The 22,389-nt window shown below is 72.7% G+C and carries 20 protein-coding genes; 10 read left to right on the forward strand and 10 right to left on the reverse strand.

The features are described from left to right. Positions 1 to 50: 50 nt before the first annotated feature. Genes ADK55_RS00255 through ADK55_RS00270 form a run of 4 tightly spaced genes read right to left on the reverse strand, consistent with a single transcriptional unit; the run spans position 51 to position 5,790 of the window. Positions 51 to 1,211, reverse strand: coding sequence for an acyl-CoA dehydrogenase family protein (locus ADK55_RS00255; protein WP_053674720.1), 1,161 nt, complete (start codon positions 1,209 to 1,211; stop codon positions 51 to 53). A 7-nt stretch (positions 1,212 to 1,218) separates the two neighbouring features. Then, the gene (locus ADK55_RS00260; protein ID WP_053675007.1) at positions 1,219 to 2,136 is read right to left on the reverse strand and encodes a hydroxymethylglutaryl-CoA lyase; all 918 of its coding nucleotides are present in this window, start codon (positions 2,134 to 2,136) and stop codon (positions 1,219 to 1,221) included. Between the two features lie 11 nt (positions 2,137 to 2,147). Further along, positions 2,148 to 4,157, reverse strand: a complete 2,010-nt coding sequence (locus ADK55_RS00265; RefSeq protein WP_053674721.1) for a biotin carboxylase N-terminal domain-containing protein — start codon at positions 4,155 to 4,157, stop codon at positions 2,148 to 2,150. A gap of 16 nt (positions 4,158 to 4,173) precedes the next feature. Further along, positions 4,174 to 5,790 carry a carboxyl transferase domain-containing protein gene (locus ADK55_RS00270; protein ID WP_053674723.1) on the reverse strand — a complete coding sequence of 539 codons (1,617 nt, stop codon included), beginning with the start codon at positions 5,788 to 5,790 and terminating at the stop codon, positions 4,174 to 4,176. Positions 5,791 to 5,889: 99 nt separating this feature from the next. Here ADK55_RS00270 and ADK55_RS00275 point away from each other — a divergent pair, with 99 nt between their 5' ends. After that, positions 5,890 to 6,468, forward strand: a complete 579-nt coding sequence (locus ADK55_RS00275; RefSeq protein ID WP_053674726.1) for a TetR/AcrR family transcriptional regulator — start codon at positions 5,890 to 5,892, stop codon at positions 6,466 to 6,468. A 56-nt stretch (positions 6,469 to 6,524) separates the two neighbouring features. Continuing rightward, the gene (locus ADK55_RS00280) at positions 6,525 to 7,346 is read left to right on the forward strand and encodes a phosphatase (RefSeq protein WP_053674728.1); all 822 of its coding nucleotides are present in this window, start codon (positions 6,525 to 6,527) and stop codon (positions 7,344 to 7,346) included. Positions 7,347 to 7,419: 73 nt separating this feature from the next. Here ADK55_RS00280 and ADK55_RS00285 read toward each other — a convergent pair whose 3' ends face one another. Next, positions 7,420 to 8,283, reverse strand: a complete 864-nt coding sequence (locus tag ADK55_RS00285; protein ID WP_053674730.1) for an SDR family NAD(P)-dependent oxidoreductase — start codon at positions 8,281 to 8,283, stop codon at positions 7,420 to 7,422. A 90-nt stretch (positions 8,284 to 8,373) separates the two neighbouring features. On the opposite strand from ADK55_RS00285, the gene ADK55_RS00290 reads away from it, so the two are divergent. Further along, the gene (locus ADK55_RS00290; protein ID WP_053674732.1) at positions 8,374 to 8,823 is read left to right on the forward strand and encodes a MarR family winged helix-turn-helix transcriptional regulator; all 450 of its coding nucleotides are present in this window, start codon (positions 8,374 to 8,376) and stop codon (positions 8,821 to 8,823) included. A gap of 77 nt (positions 8,824 to 8,900) precedes the next feature. Continuing rightward, complete coding sequence (locus ADK55_RS00295; RefSeq protein WP_053674734.1) at positions 8,901 to 9,731, forward strand: DUF4253 domain-containing protein; 831 nt, start codon at positions 8,901 to 8,903, stop codon at positions 9,729 to 9,731. Between the two features lie 72 nt (positions 9,732 to 9,803). Here the strand turns inward: ADK55_RS00295 and tesB are convergent, their stop codons facing one another. From tesB to ADK55_RS00315, 4 genes are all read right to left on the reverse strand, one after another. Next, on the reverse strand, positions 9,804 to 10,682 hold the full coding sequence (gene tesB / locus ADK55_RS00300) for an acyl-CoA thioesterase II (protein ID WP_053674737.1): 879 nt from the start codon (positions 10,680 to 10,682) through the stop codon (positions 9,804 to 9,806). 38 nt (positions 10,683 to 10,720) lie between these two features. Next, on the reverse strand, positions 10,721 to 11,878 hold the full coding sequence (locus ADK55_RS00305) for an acyl-CoA dehydrogenase family protein (RefSeq protein ID WP_053674738.1): 1,158 nt from the start codon (positions 11,876 to 11,878) through the stop codon (positions 10,721 to 10,723). 277 nt (positions 11,879 to 12,155) lie between these two features. After that, entirely contained in the window at positions 12,156 to 12,680 is a 525-nt protein-coding gene (locus ADK55_RS00310; protein WP_053674741.1) for a CAP domain-containing protein, read from the reverse strand. Between the two features lie 404 nt (positions 12,681 to 13,084). Beyond that, a complete protein-coding gene (locus tag ADK55_RS00315; RefSeq protein WP_053674742.1) occupies positions 13,085 to 14,776 on the reverse strand; it encodes a PucR family transcriptional regulator in 1,692 nt (563 codons plus the stop codon). A gap of 112 nt (positions 14,777 to 14,888) precedes the next feature. On the opposite strand from ADK55_RS00315, the gene speB reads away from it, so the two are divergent. The 5 genes from speB to ADK55_RS00340 all read left to right on the forward strand — a co-directional run bounded on the left by speB (position 14,889) and on the right by ADK55_RS00340 (position 21,028). Continuing rightward, a complete protein-coding gene (gene speB, locus ADK55_RS00320) occupies positions 14,889 to 15,851 on the forward strand; it encodes an agmatinase (RefSeq protein WP_053674744.1) in 963 nt (320 codons plus the stop codon). Between the two features lie 5 nt (positions 15,852 to 15,856). Then, positions 15,857 to 17,542 (forward strand): thiamine pyrophosphate-binding protein, encoded by a 1,686-nt coding sequence (locus ADK55_RS00325; RefSeq protein WP_053674746.1) that lies wholly within the window; start codon positions 15,857 to 15,859, stop codon positions 17,540 to 17,542. Between the two features lie 234 nt (positions 17,543 to 17,776). Beyond that, the gene (locus ADK55_RS00330; protein WP_234349834.1) at positions 17,777 to 18,214 is read left to right on the forward strand and encodes a hypothetical protein; all 438 of its coding nucleotides are present in this window, start codon (positions 17,777 to 17,779) and stop codon (positions 18,212 to 18,214) included. A gap of 11 nt (positions 18,215 to 18,225) precedes the next feature. Further along, positions 18,226 to 20,373, forward strand: coding sequence for a DUF6571 family protein (locus tag ADK55_RS00335; protein WP_053674749.1), 2,148 nt, complete (start codon positions 18,226 to 18,228; stop codon positions 20,371 to 20,373). Continuing rightward, complete coding sequence (locus ADK55_RS00340; protein ID WP_159041243.1) at positions 20,354 to 21,028, forward strand: hypothetical protein; 675 nt, start codon at positions 20,354 to 20,356, stop codon at positions 21,026 to 21,028. Before ADK55_RS00335 ends, ADK55_RS00340 begins: the two co-directional genes overlap by 20 nt. Here ADK55_RS00340 and ADK55_RS00345 read toward each other — a convergent pair. Further along, positions 21,018 to 21,431, reverse strand: a complete 414-nt coding sequence (locus ADK55_RS00345) for an ATP-binding protein (RefSeq protein WP_053674753.1) — start codon at positions 21,429 to 21,431, stop codon at positions 21,018 to 21,020. The two genes, ADK55_RS00340 and ADK55_RS00345, sit on opposite strands and share 11 nt — an antisense overlap. A gap of 160 nt (positions 21,432 to 21,591) precedes the next feature. Here ADK55_RS00345 and ADK55_RS00350 point away from each other — a divergent pair, with 160 nt between their 5' ends. Next, positions 21,592 to 22,353 carry a GntR family transcriptional regulator gene (locus ADK55_RS00350; RefSeq protein ID WP_053674755.1) on the forward strand — a complete coding sequence of 254 codons (762 nt, stop codon included), beginning with the start codon at positions 21,592 to 21,594 and terminating at the stop codon, positions 22,351 to 22,353. Positions 22,354 to 22,389 lie beyond the last annotated feature (36 nt).

Below are 22,389 nucleotides of genomic sequence, written 5' to 3' on the forward strand. Positions count from 1 at the left end.
GGCCCCCTCGGGTGAACTGCTCCTCGGCCGACCTTTCGGTCGGCCACCGGTCAGCCGGCGAAGCCCAGTTCGCGGGCGATCAGCATGCGCTGCACCTCGCTGGTGCCCTCGCCGATCTCCAGGATCTTGGAGTCCCGCCACATGCGGGCCACCGGGTACTCGTTCATGAACCCGTAGCCGCCGTGGATCTGCGTGGCCTCACGGGCGTTGTCGACGGCGACCGTGGAGGAGTACAGCTTGGCGATGGCCGCCTCCTTCTTGAACGGTTCGCCGGCCACCAGCCGCGAGGCCGCGTCCCGCCAGCCGACACGAGCCATGTGGGCGCGCATCTCCATGTCCGCCAGCTTGAACTGGATGGCCTGGTTGTCGCCGATGGGCCGGCCGAAGGCCTTGCGCTCCTTGGCGTACTTCACCGACTCGTCGACACAGCCCTGGGCCAGGCCCGTGGCGAGCGCGGAGATGGCGATGCGGCCCTCGTCGAGGATCCGCAGGAACTGGGCGTAGCCGCGGCCCTCCTGGCCGACCAGGTTGGCCAGGGGCACCCGCACGTCCTGGAACGACAGTTCACGGGTGTCGGAGGAGTTCCAGCCGACCTTGGAGTACGGGGCCGCCACCGTGAAGCCGGGCGTTCCGGACGGCACGATGATCGAGGAGATCTCGGGCCGGCCGTCCGCCTTGCGCCCGGTCACCGCGGTGACCGTGACCAACCCGGTGATGTCCGTACCGGAGTTGGTGATGAAGCACTTCGAACCGTTGATCACCCACTGGTCACCGTCCTTGACGGCCGTCGTGCGGGTGCCGCCCGCGTCCGAGCCGCCGTCCGGCTCGGTCAGACCGAAGGCGCCCAGCACCTCGCCGGAGCACATCCTCGGCAGCCACTCCCGCTTCTGCTCCTCGGTGCCGAACAGGTGGATCGGCATGGCGCCGAGCGAGACGCCGGCCTCCAGGGTGATGGCGACCGAGGAGTCGACGCGGGCCAGCTCCTCCAGGGCGATGCCGAGGGCGAGGTAGTCGCCGCCCATGCCGCCGTACTCCTCCGGGAAGGGCAGGCCGAACAGGCCCATGCGGCCCATCTCGCGGACGATCTCGTACGGGAACTCGTGCCGCTCGTACAGGTCGCCGATCTTGGGGGCGACGACGTCGTGCGCGAAGGCCTCGACGGTGCGGCGGAGTTCCTCGTGCTCGGGGGTGAGCCGGTGGTCGAGGGACATGTCTTCGTTACTCCTTGTGGGAGAGGGCGCGGACGGTACGGGAGGGGCTGGGGCGCCCCAACCGCTCGGCCATCCACACGCTCGTGGCGGTGAGGGCGGCCAGGTCGACCCCGGTCTCGATGCCGAGGCCGTCGAGCATCCACACGAGGTCCTCGGTGGCCAGGTTGCCGGTGGCGCTCTTCGCGTACGGGCAGCCGCCGAGGCCGCCGGCGGAGGCGTCGACCGTGGTCACGCCGTGCCGGAGCGCGGCGAGGGTGTTGGAGAGGGCCTGGCCGTAGGTGTCGTGGAAGTGCACACCGATCCGATCGGTCTCCACGCCCACCTCGTCGAGTCCGTCGAGGAGGGCCCCGACATGGCCCGGGGTGGCGACGCCGATGGTGTCGCCGAGACTCAGTTCGTCGCAGCCGAGGTCCAGCAGGGCCTTGGCCACGGAGACCACCTGCGGGATGGGCACGGCGCCCTCCCAGGGGTCGCCGAAGCACATGGAGAGGTATCCGCGCACATGGGCGCCCTGTTCCTTGGCCCGGGCCACCACGGGCTCGAACATGGCCAGGGACTCGGCGACGGTGCGGTTGAGGTTGCGGGCCGCGAAGGTCTCCGTCGCGGAACCGAACACCGCGATCCGATCGGCCCCGAGGGCGAGCGCGCGGTCCAGGCCGCGCTCGTTGGGGACGAGGACGGGCAGGTCCGCGGACACGTCGGAGAGCAACGGGAAGAGCTGTTCCGCGTCGGCGAGCTGGGGCACCCACTTGGGGTGGACGAAGCTGGTGGCCTCGATGGTGGTGAGGCCGGCCGCGGCGAGCCGGTGGACGAACTCGGCCTTCACCTCGGTCGGTACGGGCGTCTTCTCGTTCTGGAGTCCGTCGCGGGCGCCCACCTCGTGGATGCGGACGCGGGTCGGCAGCCCGGGATCGGGGACCGTCATGGGCAGGCCGTTCACTCGGCGCCCTCCTCTTCCTCCGGGGTGACCACGGCCAGGATCTGGTCCATGGCGACGGTGGTGCCGGGCGTCACGTCGAGTTCGGTGACCGTGCCGGCGTGCGGGGCGGAGATGACGTGCTCCATCTTCATCGCCTCCACCACGAGCAGGCTCTGACCGGCCGTCACCCGGTCCCCGACGGCCACCTTCACGACGGTGACGGTGCCGGGCATCGGGGCGGCCAGCGTGCCCGCGCCGCCGTGGCCGCGGCCGGTGAGCGCCGCGGCGACGGGGTCGTGGCGCTGGAGGTGCCAGGAGTCGCCGTCGCGGCCGAGCCAGGTGCCCTCCGGGGACGCGGCGTGGCTGAAGCGGTGGGTGACGCCGTCGAGTTCCACCGTGACCGCGTCGGGGGTCCGGGCCACGATCCGGCCGCGGGCCGGTGTACCGGAACTCCCGGGGAGGATCTCCGTGTCCCGCCCGGCCGGGCGGGTGCGGACCTCCACCGGGTCCTGGCCGGGCAGGCGCAGGTGGTGGACCGTCCAGGCGGGGGTGCCGCCCAGGCGCCAGCCGTCGGCGGCGTCGAACGGGTCCACCCACCCTCCCGGCCGCGCAGGCAGGGGCTCCTCGGCGAGCAACGCCGCCGCCGCGTACACCTCGTCCGGGATCCCCTCCGGGAGCAGCGACGCGAGGTCGCGCTCGACCAGCCCGGTGTCGAGGTCGCCCGACACCACGTCGGGGTGCGCCAGCAGCCGCCGCAGGAAACCGGCGTTGGTCTGGACGCCCAGGATCACGGTGTCCGCGAGGGCCCCCCGCAGCAACCGCAGGGCGCTCGCGCGGTCCGGCCCGTACGCGATGACCTTGGACAGCATCGGGTCGTAGGCGGAGCCCACCGGCACGCCGGCCGTCAGACCCGAGTCGGTGCGCACCGCCCCGCCGGACGGCTCCGACAGGGCCAGGACCGTACCGCCCGAGGGCAGGAACCCGCGGGCCGGGTCCTCGGCGCAGACGCGGGCCTCGATGGCGTGGCCGGTCAGGGTCACGTCCTCCTGCCCGAACCCGAGGGGAGCCCCCGCCGCGACCCGCAGTTGTTGTTCGACCAGGTCCAGTCCGGTGATCAGCTCCGTCACCGGGTGCTCCACCTGGAGGCGGGTGTTCATCTCCATGAAGTAGTACGAGGACGGGTCGCCGCCCGGCACGATGAACTCCACGGTGCCCGCGCCGACGTACCCGCAGGAACGGGCCGCCTCCACGGCCGCCGCGCCCATCGACGCCCGCAGCTGCGGCGTCAGCAGGACCGACGGGGCCTCCTCGACGACCTTCTGGTGGCGCCGCTGGAGCGAGCACTCCCGCTCGCCCAGGTGCACCACGTTGCCGTGCGCGTCCGCCAGCACCTGGATCTCGATGTGCCGCGGCCGGTCCACCCACCGCTCGACGAGCAGGGTGTCGTCGCCGAAGGAGGACCGGGCCTCGCGCCGCGCCGCGGCGATCTCCTCGCCGAGCAGCTCCGCGTCGCGGACCAGCCGCATGCCCTTGCCGCCGCCGCCCGCGGAGGGCTTCAGCAGCACCGGCATGCCGATCTTCTCGGCGGCGGAGACCAGTTCGGCGTCGGTGAGGCCGCTGCCGGAGGAGCCGGGGACGACGGGAACGCCCGCCTCCTTCACCGTCTCCTTCGCCCGGATCTTGTCGCCCATCAGGGAGATCGCGCTCGCCGGGGGCCCGATGAAGGCCAACCCGGCCTCCGCGCAGGCCGCCGCGAAGGCGGCGTTCTCCGCGAGGAAGCCGTACCCGGGGTGGACCGCCTCGGCGCCGGTGCGGCGGGCCGCGTCCAGGAGCCGCTCCACCGACAGGTAGCTCTCGGCGGCCGCCTCCGGACCGATCCGGACGGCCGTGTCGGCCTCCCGTACGTGGCGGGCGTCCGCGTCGGCGTCGCTGAAGACGGCCACGGAGCGGATGCCGAGCTCCCGCAGGGTGCGGATGACCCGGACCGCGATCTCGCCGCGGTTCGCGACCAGAACAGTGCTGAACATCGAAGAGGTCCTCACGTCACATGCGGAAGATGCCGAAAGCGGAGTCGCCCAAGGGGGCGTTCGCGCACGCGGTCAGGGCCAGCCCGAGCACCTGCCGGGTCTCCATGGGGTCGATGACCCCGTCGTCCCAGAGGCGGGCGGTGGCGTAGTAGGCGTTGCCCTGTTCCTCGTACTGCGCGCGGACCGGTGCCTTGAAGGCCTCCTCGTCCTCGGCCGGCCAGTCCTGGCCCGCGCCCTCGATCTGGTCCCGCTTGACGGTGGCCAGCACGGAGGCCGCCTGCTCGCCGCCCATCACCGAGATCTTCGCGTTCGGCCACATCCACAGGAAGCGCGGCGAGTAGGCCCGGCCGCACATCGAGTAGTTGCCCGCCCCGTAGGAACCGCCGACGACCACCGTCAACTTCGGGACCCGGGCGCACGCCACGGCCGTCACCATCTTGGCGCCGTGCTTGGCGATGCCGCCCGCCTCGTAGTCGCGGCCGACCATGAACCCCGAGATGTTCTGGAGGAAGAGGAGCGGGATCCCGCGCTGGTCGCACAGCTCGATGAAGTGCGCGCCCTTCTGGGCGGACTCGGAGAAGAGGATGCCGTTGTTGGCGATGATGCCGACCGGGTGTCCGTGGATCCGGGCGAAACCGGTGACCAGCGTCTGCCCGAACTCCGCCTTGAACTCCTGGAAGCGGGACCCGTCCACGACCCGGGCGATGACCTCGCGGGCGTCGTAGGGGGTGCGGGAGTCGACCGGCACCGCGCCGTACAGGCCGTACGGGTCCACCTTCGGCTCCTCGGGAGCCTCCACCGACCAGGGCAGGGCCGCGCGGTCGGGCAGCGTCGCCACGATGTTCCGTACGATCCGCAGCGCGTGCGCGTCGTCCTCCGCGAGGTGGTCGGTGACGCCCGAGATCCGGGAGTGGACCTCGCCGCCGCCGAGCTCCTCGGCCGTGACGACCTCGCCCGTCGCGGCCTTCACCAGCGGCGGGCCGCCGAGGAAGATCGTGCCCTGGCCGCGCACGATGACGGCCTCGTCGCTCATGGCCGGGACGTACGCCCCGCCGGCGGTGCAGGAGCCGAGCACGGCCGCGATCTGCGGGATGCCGGCGCCGGACATGCGGGCCTGGTTGTAGAAGATGCGGCCGAAGTGCTCCCGGTCGGGGAAGACCTCGTCCTGCATGGGCAGGAAGGCGCCGCCGGAGTCGACCAGGTAGAGGCAGGGGAGACGATTCTCCAAAGCCACCTCCTGGGCGCGGAGGTGCTTCTTGACGGTCATCGGGTAGTAGGTGCCGCCCTTGACGGTGGCGTCGTTCGCGACGATGACGCACTCGCGACCGCTGACCCGGCCGATGCCCGCGATGACCCCGGCGGCCGGGGCCGCGCCCCCGTACATGCCCTCGGCGGCCAGCGGGGCCAGCTCCAGGAAGGGCGATCCGGGGTCGAGGAGGGCGTCCACGCGGTCGCGGGGAAGCAGCTTCCCGCGGGCGGTGTGGCGGGCGCGGGCCCGTTCCCCGCCGCCCAGGCGGGCCGCCTCCAGTCGGGCGCGCAGGCCCTCGGCGAGTTCGCGGTGGGCGGCCTCGTTGGTCCGCCAGGCCTCGGACGCCGGGTCCGCGGCGCTCGTCAGCACTGGTGCCTGCTGCATCGGTCGAGCTCCCTTGCTCGGTGCACGCGGTTAATGGTCGTTAACGCGTATGGGCCTTAGGTTAACGAGCGCTAACGGCCCTGTCTAGAATGGTTTCCCATGAGCACCAGAGCGGCCGCCCCGACCCGTCGCGAGCAGATCCTCAGTGAGGCCGCTCGTCTCTTCGCCGAGCGCGGCTTCCACGGCGTCGGAGTGGACGAGATAGGGGCCGCGGTGGGCATCAGCGGCCCCGGCCTGTACCGGCACTTCGCCGGCAAGGACGCCATGCTCGCCGAACTGCTCGTCGGGATCAGCGAGCGGCTGCTCACGGGCGGCCGGCGGCGCGCCGAGGAGGCGGCCGGCGACCCGACGGCGCTGCTGGCCTCCCTCGTCGAGGGCCACATCGACTTCGCGCTCGACGACCGGGCGCTGATCACCCTGCACGACCGGGAGCTGGACCGGCTGCGGGAGGCCGACCGCAAGCTCGTACGACAGTTGCAGCGCCAGTACGTCGAGCTGTGGGTGCAGGTCGTGCGCGAGCTGCACCCCGAGGTGGGGGAGGCGCAGGTACGGGTCTCCGTGCACGCGGTCTTCGGCCTGCTGAACTCCACCCCGCACCTGGCGGCGCTGGGCCGGGAGGCCACCGAGTCCCTGCTGCGGCGGCTCGCCAACGGCGCCTTCGGGGCGCTGTCGGGGTGACGCCCGGCATCCGCGGGTCGAAATGGTTCCGGCGCGTGACGGCACGCGACGGCAGAATGGGCCGTATGCCGAAGCCGATAGAGACGCCCGCCCAGTCCTCTCAAGCGCCGAGCCGCGCCGAACTCCTCGACCACCTGGTCCGCACGCGGATCGCGGGTGACGTCGCCACCTCGCGCGAGAACAACCTGTCGCACTACCGCAAGCTCGCCAACGGCGACCGCCACTACTGGCTGGGCCTGGAACTCGGCGACCGCTGGGCCGACGAGCAGGACGTGCTCGCCGTGATGGCGGAACGCTGCGGAGTGGTCGACGACGCGACCCACCGCCACGGCCAGGACACCATCGACCCGGAACTGACGGTCGCCGCCCTGGACCGGCTCGCGGCCCGACTGCGCAAGGCCGCGCTGGACCGGCAGAGCGTCCTGCTGGCCACCGGGCACCCCGGCGGCCTCCTGGACGTCCACCGGGCGACCGGCGAGGCCCTGCGGGCGGCCGGTTGCGAGATCGTGGTCATCCCGCGCGGGCTGGTCGCGGACGAGTGCTCCGTGTGGCAGTTCGCCGACGTCGCCGTGCTGGAGCGGGGTGCGACCCTGTGGCACACCCACTCGCCGGAGCCCATGGCCGCGATCCTGGACGGGCTGGCGGCCGAGGGACGCCCCCAGCCGGACCTGGTCCTGGCCGACCACGGCTGGGCGGGCTGCGCGGCGCAGCGGGGCCTGGACGCGGTGGGCTACGCGGACTGCAACGACCCCGCCCTGTTCCTCGCCGAGGCGGAGGGCACCCTCCAGATCGCGATCCCGCTCGACGACCACGTCCGGGACCCACGCCACTACGACCCGATGGTGGCCTACCTGCTGGACGCCGCGGGCCTGGCCTGAGGGCCGCCGGCGTCGGCCGGGGCGTGCGCCCCGCCCGACGGGTCGGGCCGCGAGGGCCGCGCCGCGGGTGTGGTCACTTCAGCCAACCGCCGGTGAAGTCCTGGACGGCCGAACCGTCGAGGTCCGCCAGCTTGATGCCGACGAAGTCCCGCGCCCAGTCGGAGGTCTGCACCCGGAACGGCATCCGCTCCGCGGTCAGCGCCTCGACGACGGGGGCGGCGGCCTCGGCCGAGGTCTGGGCGTGGTCGTAGGCCTGCGAGGTGCGCCCGAGGTAGGCCTGGAGCGCGGGGGCGTACGGTCCGGCCTCGGTGAGCAGGGTCGGTACGTCGACCCCGATGGTGGCGACGAACTCGCTGGTGACGGCGCCCGGTTCGACGACGGCCACCTGGACGCCGGTGGTGGCGACGACCGGGGCGAGCGACTCCATGAAGCCCTCGACGGCGAACTTGGCCGCGCAGTACGCCTCGTTGAACGGCTGGCCGATCATGCCGCCGACGCTCGTCACCGTGATGACCCGGCCGCCCGAGGCGCGCAGGTGGGGGAGCGCCGCCCGGGTGACCTCGACGACGCCGAAGTAGTTGACCTCCATCGCGGCCCGGACCGGCTCCATGCCGTGCTGTTCGATCGTGCCGACGAACCCGGCGCCCGCGTTGTTCACCACCGCGTCGAGCCGTCCGTGTTCGGCGACGACCTCGGCCACGCAGCGGGCCACGGAGTCGGCGTCCGTCACGTCGAGCGGCTTGACCTGGATCAGGTCGCAGACGCCGGCCTCGTCGGCCGCCTCCAGCAGGGCGTCGGCGCGGCGGGTGTCGCGCATGGTGGCGACGGTGTGCAGGCCCGCGCGGGCGGCGGCGACCGCGGCGGCCAGACCGATGCCGGTGGAGGTGCCGGTGATGAGGACGACCTTGGGGCCGGTGGGGGTGGGGGTGGCGGACATGGGGGTCTCCTGAGGGTTTCCGTATTTCTGTGCGTGCACACACACATTAGCCATGTGTGCGTGTGCACGCAATTAGGTAGGCTCCTCGACATGGCGCACAACGAGCTCTCCATGGGCGGACTCACCCCCCGCGACCACGCCTTCTACGGCCTGGTCTGGGCCGGCACCACCCTCACCGCCCGGGTCGACCAGGCCCTCACCCGCCGGCACGACCTGCCGCTCTCGTGGTTCGAGGTGATGCTGTGGCTCCACGCCCAGCAGGAGCCGGTCGCCTCCTCCGAGCTGGGGGCCAGGACCCTGCTCAGTCGCAGCCAGGTCTCCCGGGTCGCCGACTCGCTCCAGGCGCGCGGCCTCGTCGAGCGGATACCCTCCCCGACCGACGCGCGCTCCGTGCGGATCGCCCTGACCGACGCGGGCCGGCGCGCCTTCCGGGAGGCGGACGCCACCCGCCGGGAGGCCCTCGCCGAGGTCTTCGACGACCGGCTCGACGACGCGGACATCGCCGCGCTCGGCGCGATCTGGGCCAAGCTCAAGGCGTAGGCCGTCCCTTTCGCCCCGACCGGCAACGGCGCCCGGACGGACGGGCGTTGTCAGTGTCGGCGCCTACGGTCGCCCCCATGACTAAGACGCCGAACCCGCTGTCCGTGTTGGCCGCCGACCCGCAAGGCCGCTCCCTGGGGCTCGCGTTGCCGCCCGGCACGGTGATCGACGGGCCCGGCCGCCGGTTCGCGCGCCGGTCCCCGCTCGTGTGGGTCTCCGACGAGCCCGTGGGCCCCGGAGCGCTCGCCGTCCACCGCGGCCCGGCAGGGGCGGCCGGCCTCCAGGCGGTGCTGTTCCAGGGCCGCCGCGGCCTGGAGAGCTGGTGGACCCGCGGCGAGCTGCGGCCCCGCGAGATGTCCGCACCCGACGACCACCACGTGGAGCCGGTCCTGCGCGCGTACTGGGCCGGGGTGGTCCCCGACCCCGAGGAGGGAGCCGAGGGCGCGGAGCTGATCGCGCCCTTCGGCCGGGAGTGGCCGGGGCTCGCCGAGCCCGGGGTCCCGGACGGGGACCCGGAGGAACAGGCCGTCGCCCGGGCCGACGAGCTGATCCGGGAGGGCGTCCTGCCGAGCCCCCGACTCGCCCTGATACCGGCGGCCCGGGGGGCGGACGCGCCCACGGCGATGGGGTGGCGCGGCCCGCTGAACCACGAGAACGACACGGCTCGCGTCAGCACCGTCCTGCGCTCCTGGGAAGACCGCTACGGCGCCCGCGTCCTCGCCCTCGGCTTCGACGAACTCCACCTCTCGGTGGCCGCCCCGCCCGCGACGCGGGCCGCCGCCCTCCCCGTCGCCGCCGAGCACTTCGCGTTCTGCCCCGACAACGTCTGGCAGGGCTCCGGCAGCGTGCACGCCTACGCGGACGAGGCCGTTGTCGGCGCGCGGACCTGGGGGTTCTGGTGGGACTGAGGAAACGGGGCCGCGCCTCGGTCCAGCCCGCCCGTCCGCCGGCCCGTTCGTTCGCCCGCGCGGGACGCGGACTCAGCCGCGCGGGACGCGCACCACGCCCTCCTGGATGACGGTGACGGCCAGCCGCCCGTCCTGGGTCCAGATACGGGCCTGCCCCAGACCCCGGCCGGCGGCGGCCGAGGGGGACTCCTGGTCGTACAGCAGCCACTCGTCGGCGCGGAACGGCCGGTGGAACCACATCGCGTGGTCCAGCGAGGCACCCACCACGTCGCCGACGGCCCAGCCGCCCCGGCCGTGCGCGAGCAGCACCGAGTCGAGCAGGGTCATGTCCGAGACGTAGGTGGCCAGGCAGGTGTGCAGCAGGGCGTCGTCGCTCTCCAGCTTCCCGGCGGTGCGGAACCACACCTGCGAGCGCGGTTCGACCGGCTGCCCGACACTGCCCCACGGAGGGGTCGTCGCGTACCGGAGGTCCACCGCGCCCCGTGCCTCGATCAGCCGCTCCACCGTGTCCGGGTCGCGGAAGACGCCCCGGTACGCGGGCAGGGCCTCGGCGGCGGTGGGCAGGGTCTCGGGATCGGGGGCGTCCGGCATCGCCGTCTGGTGGTCCAGCCCCTCCTCGTACGTCTGGAACGACGCGGAGAGGTGGAAGATCGGCTGGCCGTGCTGGACGGCCACCACCCGGCGGGTGGTGAAGGAGCGCCCGTCGCGGATCCGGTCCACCGAGTACACGATGGGCGCGCCGGGGTCGCCGGCGCGCAGGAAGTACGAGTGCAGCGAGTGCGCGGTGCGGTCCTCGGGCACGGTCCGACCGGCCGCGACCAGCGCCTGGGCCGCGACCTGTCCGCCGAAGACGCGCGGTACCAGCGCCGAACGGCTGGTACCGCGGAAGATGTTCTCCTCGATCTGCTCCAGGTCGAGCAGATCGAGGAGCGTCGTCAGAGCCTCGTTCATGGGGGGAAGGGTAGGTCCCGCGAGGGGTCCGGAATCCCCTACAGGCCCATGGACTTGGCGATGATGGACTTCATGACCTCGCTGGTGCCGCCGTAGATGCGGTTCACGCGGTTGTCGGCGTACAGGCGGGCGATCGGGTACTCGTTCATGTAGCCGTAACCGCCGTGCAGCTGGAGGCACTTGTCGATGACGCGGTGCGCGACCTCGGTCGTGAACAGCTTCGCGGACGCGGCCTCGGCGGCGGTCAGCTCACCGGCGTCCAGGGCCTCCAGGGCGCGGTCGGCGACGGCCTCGGCCGCGTCCACCTCGGCCTGGCAGGAGGCCAGTTCGAACTTGGTGTTCTGGAAGTGCGCGACCGGCTTGCCGAAGACGGTGCGGTCCGTCACGTACTGCTGGGCGAACCGGACGGCGGCCTTGGCCTGGGCGTACGCGCCGAAGGCGATGCCCCAGCGCTCGGAGGGTAGGTTCGCGCCGAGGTAGTAGAAGCCCTTGTTCTCCTCGCCCATCAGGTCCTCGACCGGGACCTTCACGTCGACGAACGCCAGCTCGGCGGTGTCGGAGGTGCGCAGGCCCAGCTTGTCGAGCTTGCGGCCGATCGAGTAGCCCGCGGACTTGGTGTCCACGGCGAAGAGGGAGATGCCGAAGCGACGGTCGTCCTCGCGCGGGGAGGAGGTACGGGCGCAGACGATCACCCGGTCGGCGTGCACGCCACCGGTGATGAAGGTCTTGGAGCCGTTCAGGACGTAGTGCGTGCCGTCCTCGGAGAGCTTCGCGGTGGTCTTCATGCCCGCGACGTCGGAGCCGGTGCCGGGCTCGGTCATCGCCAGCGCCCACATCTCCTCGCCGGTGACGAACTTCGGCAGGAAGCGCTTCTTCTGCTCGTCGTCGGCCAGCATCTTGATGTAGGGCAGGGCGAGCAGCACGTGCACGCCGGAGCCGCCGAAGTTGACGCCCGCGCGGGAGGTCTCCTCGTAGAGGACGGCCTCGAACTTGTGGGTGTCCAGGCCCGCGCCACCGAACTCCTCGGGCACGTTGATGCCGAAGATGCCCAGCTCACCGAGCTTGTAGTAGAACTCGCGGGGTGCCTGACCGGCCTGGAACCAGTCGTCGTAGACCGGCACGACCTCGGTCTCGATGAAGTCCCGGATGGTCTCGCGGAACGCCTCGTGGTCCTCGTTGAAAACGGTACGGCGCACGGCCGGACTCCCTTCGTCGCGGCGGTCCGCCGCTTATGTCTAAGCGCTTGCTCATACAAAGTTACCGGCGAGTTGTCCATCCGTCCAGAGAGGTGGTCCGTCGTGCGGCGCACAGCGCCCGGCACGGGTCTGCCGGGCGCTGCGCGCGATCGGTCGAACGGGGGGGGGATCGGAGGGGGTGCGTGGGTGCGTGCGGTTCGGTCGCGATCCCGCGTCGCCCTGGCCGAGGGGGCCGCCGGTCGGGTGGGCGGCGGTCGGGTGGGCGGCGGTCGGTGGGTCAGGAGTAGTGGCACACGGTGACCCAGCCGCCCTGGACTTCCGCTTCGCTCCTCGCGCCGCAGCCCATCTTCGTGTAGTTGGGCTGGACCATGTTGTGGTAGTGGCCCCAATTCCGGTACGACTCGCTGCTGGTGTCGTGGTCGGGTCCCGCCGCGTCGTAAGCGGCCTTCTCCGAGGCCCACTGGCCGACGGCTCCGTCCGGTCCGACGCTCGATATGTTCTCGGCGACGTTGAGCGAGCTGTGGTGCAGCTCACCTCCCTCGGAGGACTTCGGGTCGTCGGCCCAATCCTGGGCCTGGTTCGCGAGGCCGCCGTCCCAGCTGAGGGGCGGTTGGTCGTTCTGTTGGCGGACGCTGTTCGTCTGGGCGAGCATGGCCTGCTGCTCGGCCGGGCTGACCGCCGACGGGAGGCTCGCGGAGGCGGCGACGGTCGCCGAGGTGCCCGTCGCCAGCAGTAGGCCTCCGGCCATCAGGACCGCCGAGGCGGCGGCCGTGGCGCGGCGGTGTGTCCGGGTGTGGTTCATGGCGACCTCCTGGTCGCACGGGGGCATGCGGGAAGGTCCGGCGCACGTGGGGGCGGTCCCGGTGACGGGCCGCACGGCCGGCTCGGGGCGATGGCGCCAAGTGGCCATCGGCGAGACGAGATCCGGTCGGCGACCCCCGCCGCCTCCGGTGAGTCCAGCGTATGTCCGGGGTATGCGTGCGGCGACCGGAGCCGGGGCGGCCCCGTTGCCGCGCGGGGCGTCGGCGCAGGTGCCCCCGGGATCCCAACTCCCTTGCCCCCGTGCTCCCTTCGCGAACGCCGATCCGGCCGGGGCATGGGTCTCCGGCTGCGATCGTCGGCCCGGCCGCTGCCGTCGGTCCGGTCGCGACCGTCGGCCCGGTCGAGGTCGACGACCCGGCTGCGGTTTCGGTCCGGTCCGGGCCGTCAGTCCCGGGGGACGGGCGGCGGGGACCCCGCCGGGGGCGCGGCGGCCCAGCGCAGGGCGAACCACAACTCCATCCGTACGTCCGCGTCGTCGGGGTCCCGCTCCAACAGGGCCGCGCAGCGGGCGATGCGCTGGCGGACCGTGTTGCGGTGCACGCCCAGAGCCGCCGCGGTCCGGTCCCAGCTGCCGTGATGGGCCAGCCAGCCGCGCAGGGTCTCCCGCAGCACGGGGCTCAGCGGCGCCAGCACCGCCTCGGCGTGTGCGCGGGCCTCGGCCTCGCCCACCAGCCCGGCCACACCGGTGTCCGCGTGCCGGGCCAGGGGCGCGCGGGCGCTCTCGGCGCGCTGGAGGGCGCGGGCGGCCTGCGCGTCGGCGGCGGCCAGCGCCGCGGGGTCGGCCGGCGCGGGCGAACTCGCCCCGAGCCGCCAGCCCGGCCGGGGACCGGGATCGCGCCGGGTGAGGAGGCGTACGAGGGTGCCCTCGGCGGCGTACAGCGGGGTGCCGAGCGCGGCGGCCAAGGCGGCGGGGTCGCCGCCGCCGCGGGCGTGCACCGCCGTCCACGGGCCGGGCCCGAGCGCCTGGGCGGGGGTGGCGCCGAGCAGCAGCCGGGTGAGGGCGGCCGCCTCGCCGGACCCGCCGGGCCGGTCGGCGGTGATCAGGGTCAGCAGCACGGCGGCGATCGAGGCGATGGTCTGGTCGCCCGGGGCGCGCAGCGGGGTCGCCAGGGCGAGCACCGGCCCGGGGGGAGCGGAGGCGGCCTGTGGTGCGGGGGAGCCGGGGTCGGCGGGGGGAGTGGGGGCGCCGGTCCCCGTGCCCGGCCCCGGCCCCGCGCCGGTCCCGGCGCCCGGCGGGTCGGTGGAGGCGCCGGTCGGGCGGCGTCCCAGGGCGTACACCGACAGGTGCCAGCCGGCCGCCTGGTCGGTGGCGGTGGCCGGTCCGGGCGCGCCCACGTGGCGGGCCAGGGCCGCCAACGCCTCCCGGGCCCGCTCGGGGACCGTTCGTCCGGCGGAGCGGTCGGGCGCGCCCGGGGTGACCAGGGCCGCGTGCCCGGACAGGGCGGTGGCCAGCCTGGCCAGGACCGACGGGACCGGGTCGGGGCGCGCCGCCGCGGCCGCCAGCGACTGCTGGGCCTCGGCGACCCGGCGCAGCTCGGCCGTACGGGCCTGCGCCATCAGCCGCCAGACGGCGCGGGCCACCGCCGTGAAGGGGGTGCCCGGCGGGACTTCGACGAGCGGCAGCCCGAGCGCGGCGCAGGCGTCCGTCAGCCCCTGCGGCACGGTCCCGTGCACGGGGGTGACACCGAAGCCGAGCGCGGCCACCCCGGCCCGTACGAGCCGCTCGACGTACCGCAGCGCGCTCGCCGCGCCCCGCTCCGCCCCGCCCGGCGCCCCGTCGGCCGGGGCCCGCGCCCCGCCGTCCGCTTCGCTCCCCGCCCCCGGCCCGTCGTCCCGGCCCAGCCAGGCGCCTGCCGTCAGCAGCAGTTCCCCGCCGAGCAGGTACGGGGACGGATCCGGCATCTCCGAGGCGTGGACGGCGTGCACGGAGGCCGCGGGGGTCGGGAGCGCCGAAGGGGCCGTGGTCCCCCCGCCACCCGCCGCGAGCGTGCGCAGCCCCAGCTCCCGGTCCGCGAGCAGGGCCCCCAGCTCCACGCCGGGGGTGGGCGGCTGCTGCTCCTGCACCAGGCGCGGCATGGATACTCCGTATGGATCGAGGGGTCCGGATGGATGAAACGTACACTTCGTGACCCCGGGATGTCCGTTTACGCTCGAAGGACCGCACACCCCCTCCGGAAGGCACCCCCTGATGAGCACGCAGCCGCGCGGACCCGTCGACTCCTCCCGCATCCCGCGCTACGCGGGCCCCGCGACCTTCGCCCGGCTGCCCCGCCTCGACGAGGTCGGCTCGGCCGACGTGGCCGTCGTCGGCGTGCCCTTCGACTCCGGTGTCTCCTACCGCCCGGGCGCCCGCTTCGGCGGCAACGCCATCCGCGAGGCCTCGCGCCTGCTGCGCCCGTACAACCCGGCGCAGGACGCCTCCCCGTTCGCGCTCGCCCAGGTCGCCGACGCCGGCGACATCGCCGTGAACCCCTTCAACATCAACGAGGCCGTCGACCAGGTCGAGGCCGCCGCCGACGAACTGCTCGGCGCCGGCTCCCGCCTGATGACCCTCGGCGGCGACCACACCATCGCCCTCCCGCTGCTCCGCTCGGTCGCCAAGAAGCACGGCCCGGTCGCGCTGCTCCACTTCGACGCGCACCTCGACACCTGGGACACCTACTTCGGCGCCGAGTACACGCACGGCACCCCGTTCCGCCGCGCCGTCGAGGAGGGCATCCTCGACACCGAGGCGCTCTCGCACGTCGGTACCCGCGGCCCGCTGTACGGCAAGCAGGACCTGACCGACGACGCCAAGATGGGCTTCGGCATCGTGACCTCCGCCGACGTCTACCGGCGCGGCGCCGACGAGGTCGCCGACCAGCTCCGCCAGCGCATCGGGGACCGCCCGCTGTACATCTCCATCGACATCGACGTGCTGGACCCGGCGCACGCCCCCGGCACCGGCACCCCGGAGGCGGGCGGCATGACCTCCCGCGAGCTGCTGGAGATCATCCGCGGACTGTCCTCCTGCAACCTCGTTTCCGCCGACGTGGTCGAGGTCGCCCCGGCGTACGATCACGCCGAGATCACCTCGGTCGCGGCCTCGCACACCGCGTACGAGCTGACCACGATCATGTCGCGACAGATCGCGCAGGCGAAGGGCAAGTAAGCGAAGTGACGCACGACCACGACCTGGTACTCCGTCCCACCGAAGCCCAGAAGGCGGCGGCCCTCGCGCCGCCCCCGGGGCGGACGGGCGGGGACCTGGTCGTGGAGACGTTGCGTTCGCTCGGCGCCACCACCGTGTTCGGGCTGCCGGGGCAGCACGCCCTGGCGATGTTCGACGCGGTGGGGCGGTCCGATCTGCGGCTGGTCGGGCTGCGGGTCGAGAACAACGCGGCCTTCGCCGCCGACGCGTACGGCCGGCTCACCGGCGAGGCCGTCCCGCTGCTGCTGTCCACCGGGCCGGGCGCGCTGACCGCCCTGCCCGCCCTCGCGGAGGCCGCGGCCGCCTCCGCGCCCGTCCTGGCCATCTCCTCCCAGGTCCCGACCGCGGGCCTCGGCGGGGGCCGGCGCGGGCACCTGCACGAACTGTGGGACCAGGCCGCGTCGTTCCGCGAGGTCGTGAAGTCCGTCCACATCGCCCGCACGCCCTCCCAGATCCCCTCGGTCGTCGCCGAGGCCTGGGAGTCGGCGCTGACCGCCCCGCACGGGCCCGTCTGGGTGGAGATCCCGGAGGACGTACTGCGCGCCGAGACCCTGATCCCGCAGGTCACGGGCGTGGACGCGACCCCGCACGAGCTCGCCCCGCGCCCGGAGCTCACCGCCGTGGCCGCGCACTGGCTGGAGAACGCCGAACGCCCGGTGATCATCGCGGGCGGCGGGGTCGTGCGCTCCGACGCGGCCGGCAAGCTCAAGCAGCTCGCGGAACGCCTGAACGCCCCGGTCGTCACCACCTTCGGCGGCAAGGGCGCCTTCCCGTGGACGCACCCGCTGTCCCTCCAGTCCTGGCTGGAGGACCGCCACATGACGGACTTCCTGGAGGACGCCGACGTCCTGCTCGTCGTGGGCTCGGGGCTCGGCGAACTCTCCTCGAACTACCACACCTTCTTCCCCGAGGGCCGGGTGGTCCAGATCGAGGCGGACCTCGGGAAGCTGGAGTCCAACCACGCGGGCCTGGGCATCCACGCCGACGCCCGACTCGCCCTCCAGGCCCTTCTGGAGACGGTGTCCGAGCGCCCTGACCCGACGGCGCCGGAGCGTGTGCGCCTGGTCCTGTCCGCCATCGCGGCCCGACTCGCGGAGCAGGACCTGACCCTGGAGCAGCGGCTCCTGACGTCGATCCGCGCCGCCCTGCCCGCCCGTTCCCCGTCCTTCTGGGACATGACGATCCTGTCCTACTGGGCCTGGTCCGCCTTCGACGCCAAACACCCCAACACCATGCACTCGGCCCAGGGCGCGGGCGGCCTCGGCTACGCCTTCCCGGCGGCCCTCGGCGCCTGCGTCGCGGAACCGGGCACCCCGGTCCTGGCCGTCTCGGGCGACGGCGGCGCGATGTACTCGCTCGCGGAGCTGGCCACCGCCAGGCAGCACGACCTCGACGTCACCTGGCTGATCGTGGACGACGGCGGCTACGGCATCCTGCGCGAGTACATGACCTCCGCCTTCGAGGGCCGCTCGACGGGTACCGAACTCACCCGCCCCGACTTCGTCGCCCTGGCCGCCTCCTTCGGCGTACCGGCGGCCACCACCACCCCGGAGACCCTCCGCGAGGACCTCGCCAAGAGCCTGGCCGCCCCCGGCCCGTCGGTCCTGGTCCTCCCGACGGCCCTGCGGATGTTCGCCCCGACGCACCTCTAGGTTGCTCCCGGCCAGGTTGCTCTCGGCACGGGTTCCAGGCCGCTCCCGGCACGGTTCGTACACGCTTCGTACACGGGTTCCCCGCGCTTCCACCGCCCTGTGGGGGCCTCTTGTGGCGGCTGGGTAGGCTGCCCGTGATCCAACACGCAGGGGATCCGACGCGCAGGGATGCGACACGCGGCGGATCCGGCACACAGGGCCCGGGGGGCCGAGTCGGAACACGCGGGGGAAACAGTGTCGTTCGAGCAGGAGTGGAACGCTGGCGGGCAGGGCGCGCCCGAGGGCCCGTCCCCGAGGATGCGGCTGAACCAACTCGCCGCCGATCCGGGCGGATCCACCACGCCGGGCATCCCCGGCACCCTCGCGACGGCCCCGCCCGCGAAGAAGAAGGCGGCCAACACCATCGAGAACGTCCTGCAGCCCGGCACGAAGAAGGCGGCGGACGTGGCCGACGAACCGACGAAGACCGCCGTCAAGGCCTTCACCGGCTGGGACACGGCAGCGGGCCTGACGAAGGCGCACGCGCACTGGGACGACCAGGTGAAACGCCTGATGGCCAGGCTCAATTCGGAGAAGACCGCGCTGCGCGGGGCCTCGAACCTGTTCACCGGCAACGACCAGCTGACGGGCCGCAGCTTCCAGCCGGGGCAGTCCAAGGTCGCGGGACTGTAGGGGGAGACGGCATGCCGAGCTATTCCGAGATCGTTCAGACGGACCTCTCCGCGCTGACCACGGCCGCCGACGGCTGGAAGGCCATGGCGACCCAGTTCAAGACCATGGAGGACGTCTACAAGGACGAGGTCCAGAGCGTGTCCGCCGGCAACGGCTGGATGGGCTCCAGCGCGCAGACCGCCGCCACCAACGCGGGCATGACGCGAAGGGAGTTCGCCTCCGCGCAGAAGGAGGCGCTGGCCATGGAGTCGCTGCTCCGTGACGCGCACACCCGGTTCACGGACCTCAAGGGCCGGGTGAAGTCCGCCGTGGCGGACGCCGAGGCCGCCGGCATGAAGGTCTCCGACCACGGCATCGCGAGCTACGACTTCAGCAAGGTCGACGCCAACACCGCGAAGGCGATCCGGCACGACCCGGACCTCCCCGAGGTCGAGCGGTCCTGGACGCGCCGGATCGGGGACGCGGTCAAGGCGGTCACCGAGTTCGACGCCGACGTCAAGACCGCCCTGCTCAACGCGTCGGGGGCCGACGGGACCGCGATGTTCGGCTTCAACTCCAAGCCGGTCGGCGACGTCGAGGCCGTGGAGGCCCTCGCGCTCACCTCGAAGGTCCGCGACGGCAAGGCCTCTCCGGAGGAACTGCGGCACTACAACGACATCCTCAGGCAGAACGGCGACGACAAGCACTTCAGCGAGGCGTACCTGCACGCCCTCGGCGCGAAGGACACCCTGCACCTCGCCGACCAGATGAACCTGGCGGCCAACGACCGCGGGGCGTCCGCGGCCGACAAGAAGCTCTACGAGTCGATCAACTCCGGCCTCGCCTCGACGGTCGCCTCCGGCACGAAGGACCCCGGGAGCTACGCCTACAAGCCGTTCGTCGACGGCCTCAAGGAGCTGGGCCCCGAACTGGTGGCCAAGGGCGCGCGGCCGACGTACGGGTACCAGTCGCTGGTCACCCTCATGGCCAACGGCGACGGCTACGGCAAGCAGTTCCTCAACGACCTCGGCAACGGCATGATCGAGGCCGAGAAGTCGAAGCCCCACATGTACGACCACGCCTACGACCCCCAGCGCCCCAACCTGATCTCCGACCCGCTGGACGGTCTCCTGGGCATCATGGCCAAGGACCCGGACTCGGCGACGTACTTCCTCGACCCCGACGCGGCGGGCAACAAGAACGAGCACCTGAAGTACCTGCTCAAGGACCGCGACATGCCGGACCCCTGGATCTCGACCGCCGTCGGCCCTCCGATCGAGATGCACGGCGACAAGACGGCGGGCCTCGGCGCGGCCATCCAGGCGGCGGCCACCGGCCACGTCGACGGCGAGAAGCTGGGCCCGCCCGGCCCCCACACCGAGGGCCAGGCCCGGGTCATGCACAACGCGGTCCGCCTCCTCGACGACGAGATGGGCGGCGACGAGTTCCCGGAGGACCTGGAGGGCCTGCGCCAACCGATGGCGAAGGCGCTGGTCGACTACGTGTCCGACACGCACCTCATCCTGGGTGGCCAGGAATCCGACCTGGGGATGGTCAGCGGGAGCGACTCGATCCACGGGTCGGGTGACAAGGCCCAGATCGCGGTAGGCCAGGGCAGCCTGATCCGGGTGATGCGCGGTATCGCGGACGACGGCCCGGCCTACGCCCTGATGGTCGAGGCGGAGCGGGCGTACTCGGCGGAACAACTCGCCACCGCGGCACCGTACAAGGGCGACCTGCACGGTGTGAGCGCGGACTGGGACAACCGCGCCCACGGCATCGGCGTGGCCAACGGCGCGCTCAACGGCATCGGTGCCGACGTCTACAAGGACAGGGAAGACGACAAGGTCCAGTGGGCGGAGGGCACGTCCGAACACACGGCTGCCGTCGCGAACGGGCTCATCGGTGAGATCCCGGTCGTGGGCACGGTCGGTGGCTCACTGATCGACTCGCTTAAGTACGAGTGGGTCGAAGGCATCAAAGACGAGGCCGAGGGGAAGAGCAAGCAGGATTCCAGCAACAACTACGGAGCTGGCCTGCAGGGAACCAACGAACTGTTCGATGTGTGGGGACGTGATCGGAACATCACCCACGATCCCGCGTTCGGTCACGCGAAGAACGAGGCGGGCGAGGGGTTCACCTCGGGACGGGAGGCTGCTCGTGCGCACCTCAAGCCGTGACGTGATGAAGACTCTCGGGCGCTCGACGGCCGCGCTCGTCTGTGTACTGTCGCTGGCGTCGTGTACCTCGGGCGACTCCGAGGCGGAGGCGGCGAACCCGTGCGGGATCAGCGCCTCTTCGGAGGAGGAAGCGCTGGTGCGGGGGATCCTCGCCACCGAGGACTTCGAGACGAAGGCCTACAAGTCCACGAGCGCTCTGGTGGACAAGACGAAGTGGGCGGTACAGCGCATGCGGCCGGGGAAGGACTCGTACTTCAACGCCGCGTGCCGGTACGAGATGGATGACCGGCAGCGCGGCGCCTATGCGATTTTCTCGTTCGGTTGGTCCCCTCGGGCGACCTCCGACGTGCCCGTTTCACCCAGCAGCGCGTCCTACGCATGGAACGGTGCGGGCGGTGTGGCGAGCGACAGCGGGGCCACGTTGCTCGTCCAGTGCGACCTGCCTGGTGAACTAGGTGCGCAGTCGCGGAACGTGCGGCTCTCGGCGGACGCCATGTTCTCCTTCCGCCCGTCCCGGCCGGTCGCGGACCAGGCCACCAAGGACCAGCGGATGACCCTCACGTACCTCATGACCCGCCGCGTCACCGAAGCCCTCGGCTGCGAGAACAAGCCCCTCGCGAAGGCCCCGGTGGTGAAGCCGCTGTCTACCCCTTGACGGGGATCTCGGCCCATACGGCCTTGCCGATCCCGTGAGCCCGGGGGCACTGACCCCACCGCACCGCCAGTGCCTCCACGATGGCGAGCCCCCGGCCGCGCTCGTCCGACTCTCCGGCGGCCCGGGGCGCGAGGGTGACGGCGGGACCCGCGTCGGACACCTCCACCCGGACCACGTCGTCGTACCGCGCTAGCCGGACCCCGATGTCCCTGCCGTGCGGCGCGTGGGCGTGGCGTACGGCGTTGGTGACCAGCTCGGAGAGCAGCAGCTCGGCCGTGTCGGCCGCTTCTCCGGCCACGTTCCACCCGTCGAACCGTTCCCGCAGCAGGGCTCGTGCCCTGCCGGGGGCGTGGGGGCCGCGTGGCAGGATCCAGAATTCCTGGGCCGTAGGGGGCTGGTTCATCTCCACCTCACATGTCTAGATAGGTCACCAGTGAAGCGCTCGACGAGTACCGCCGCCGGGAGATGTCTAGATATGTTCGCGGCCGGCGGATATGGGGCGAAGATGCCCGTCCGTGACCGGTGGGCCCTCTAGGCTGCGTGGCGTGATCAGGGAGGGGCTCATGCCGAGAAAGGCCGTCGGGCGGCAACCCAAGTACCAGAGCATGGCCGCCGCTTTGAAGGACGCCATCGCCTCGGGCGAGTACGGCCCCGGGGACCGGCTGCCCGGTGAGAGCGACCTGATGGTCACCTACGGGGTCGCCCGGATGACCGCACGGCAGGCGCTCGGAGTGCTCCAGGCGGAGGGACTGGCCGAGGCGCGCAAAGGTGCCGGGGTGTTCGTGCGCCACTTCCGTGTCGTCATCAGGCGTCGCGGAATCCAGCGGCTGTCCGTCGAGGTCTGGGGTGCGGGCGGATCCATCTGGGCCGCGGACGCCAAGGGGCGTGACCCCGAGGTCGAGTTCATCGGGGTCACGGAGGAACCGGCCTCGGACGCGATGGCAGTCGCACTCGGTATCACCGCCGGCGCACCCGCATGCGTCCGTCGCCGCAGGTTCCTGCTCGACGGGAAGCCCGTCATGCTCGCCACCTCTCACCTGGAAGCCGCCCTCGTCACCGGGACGCCCATCACCGAGCCCGACTCGGGCGAGGGCGGCATCTACGCCCGCCTCGCCGACCTCGGCCACGCCCCGACCCGGTTCCGCGAGGAGGTCCGGTCGCGCATGCCCAGCCCCGAGGAGGCCGCCGCGCTGCGGCTCGGGACGGGCACTCCCGTCGTCCTGGTCGTCCGTACCGCCTTCGCCGCCGACGGGCGGGTCGTCGAGGTCAACGAGATGGTCCTCGACTCGTCCGCGTACGTGTTGGAGTACGCGTTCGACGCCTAGCCCCAGGCCCCCTCCCACCGTCGGGTGCGGCTCGCG

The organism is Streptomyces sp. WM4235, from assembly GCF_001279725.1.
Classification (GTDB): domain Bacteria; phylum Actinomycetota; class Actinomycetes; order Streptomycetales; family Streptomycetaceae; genus Streptomyces.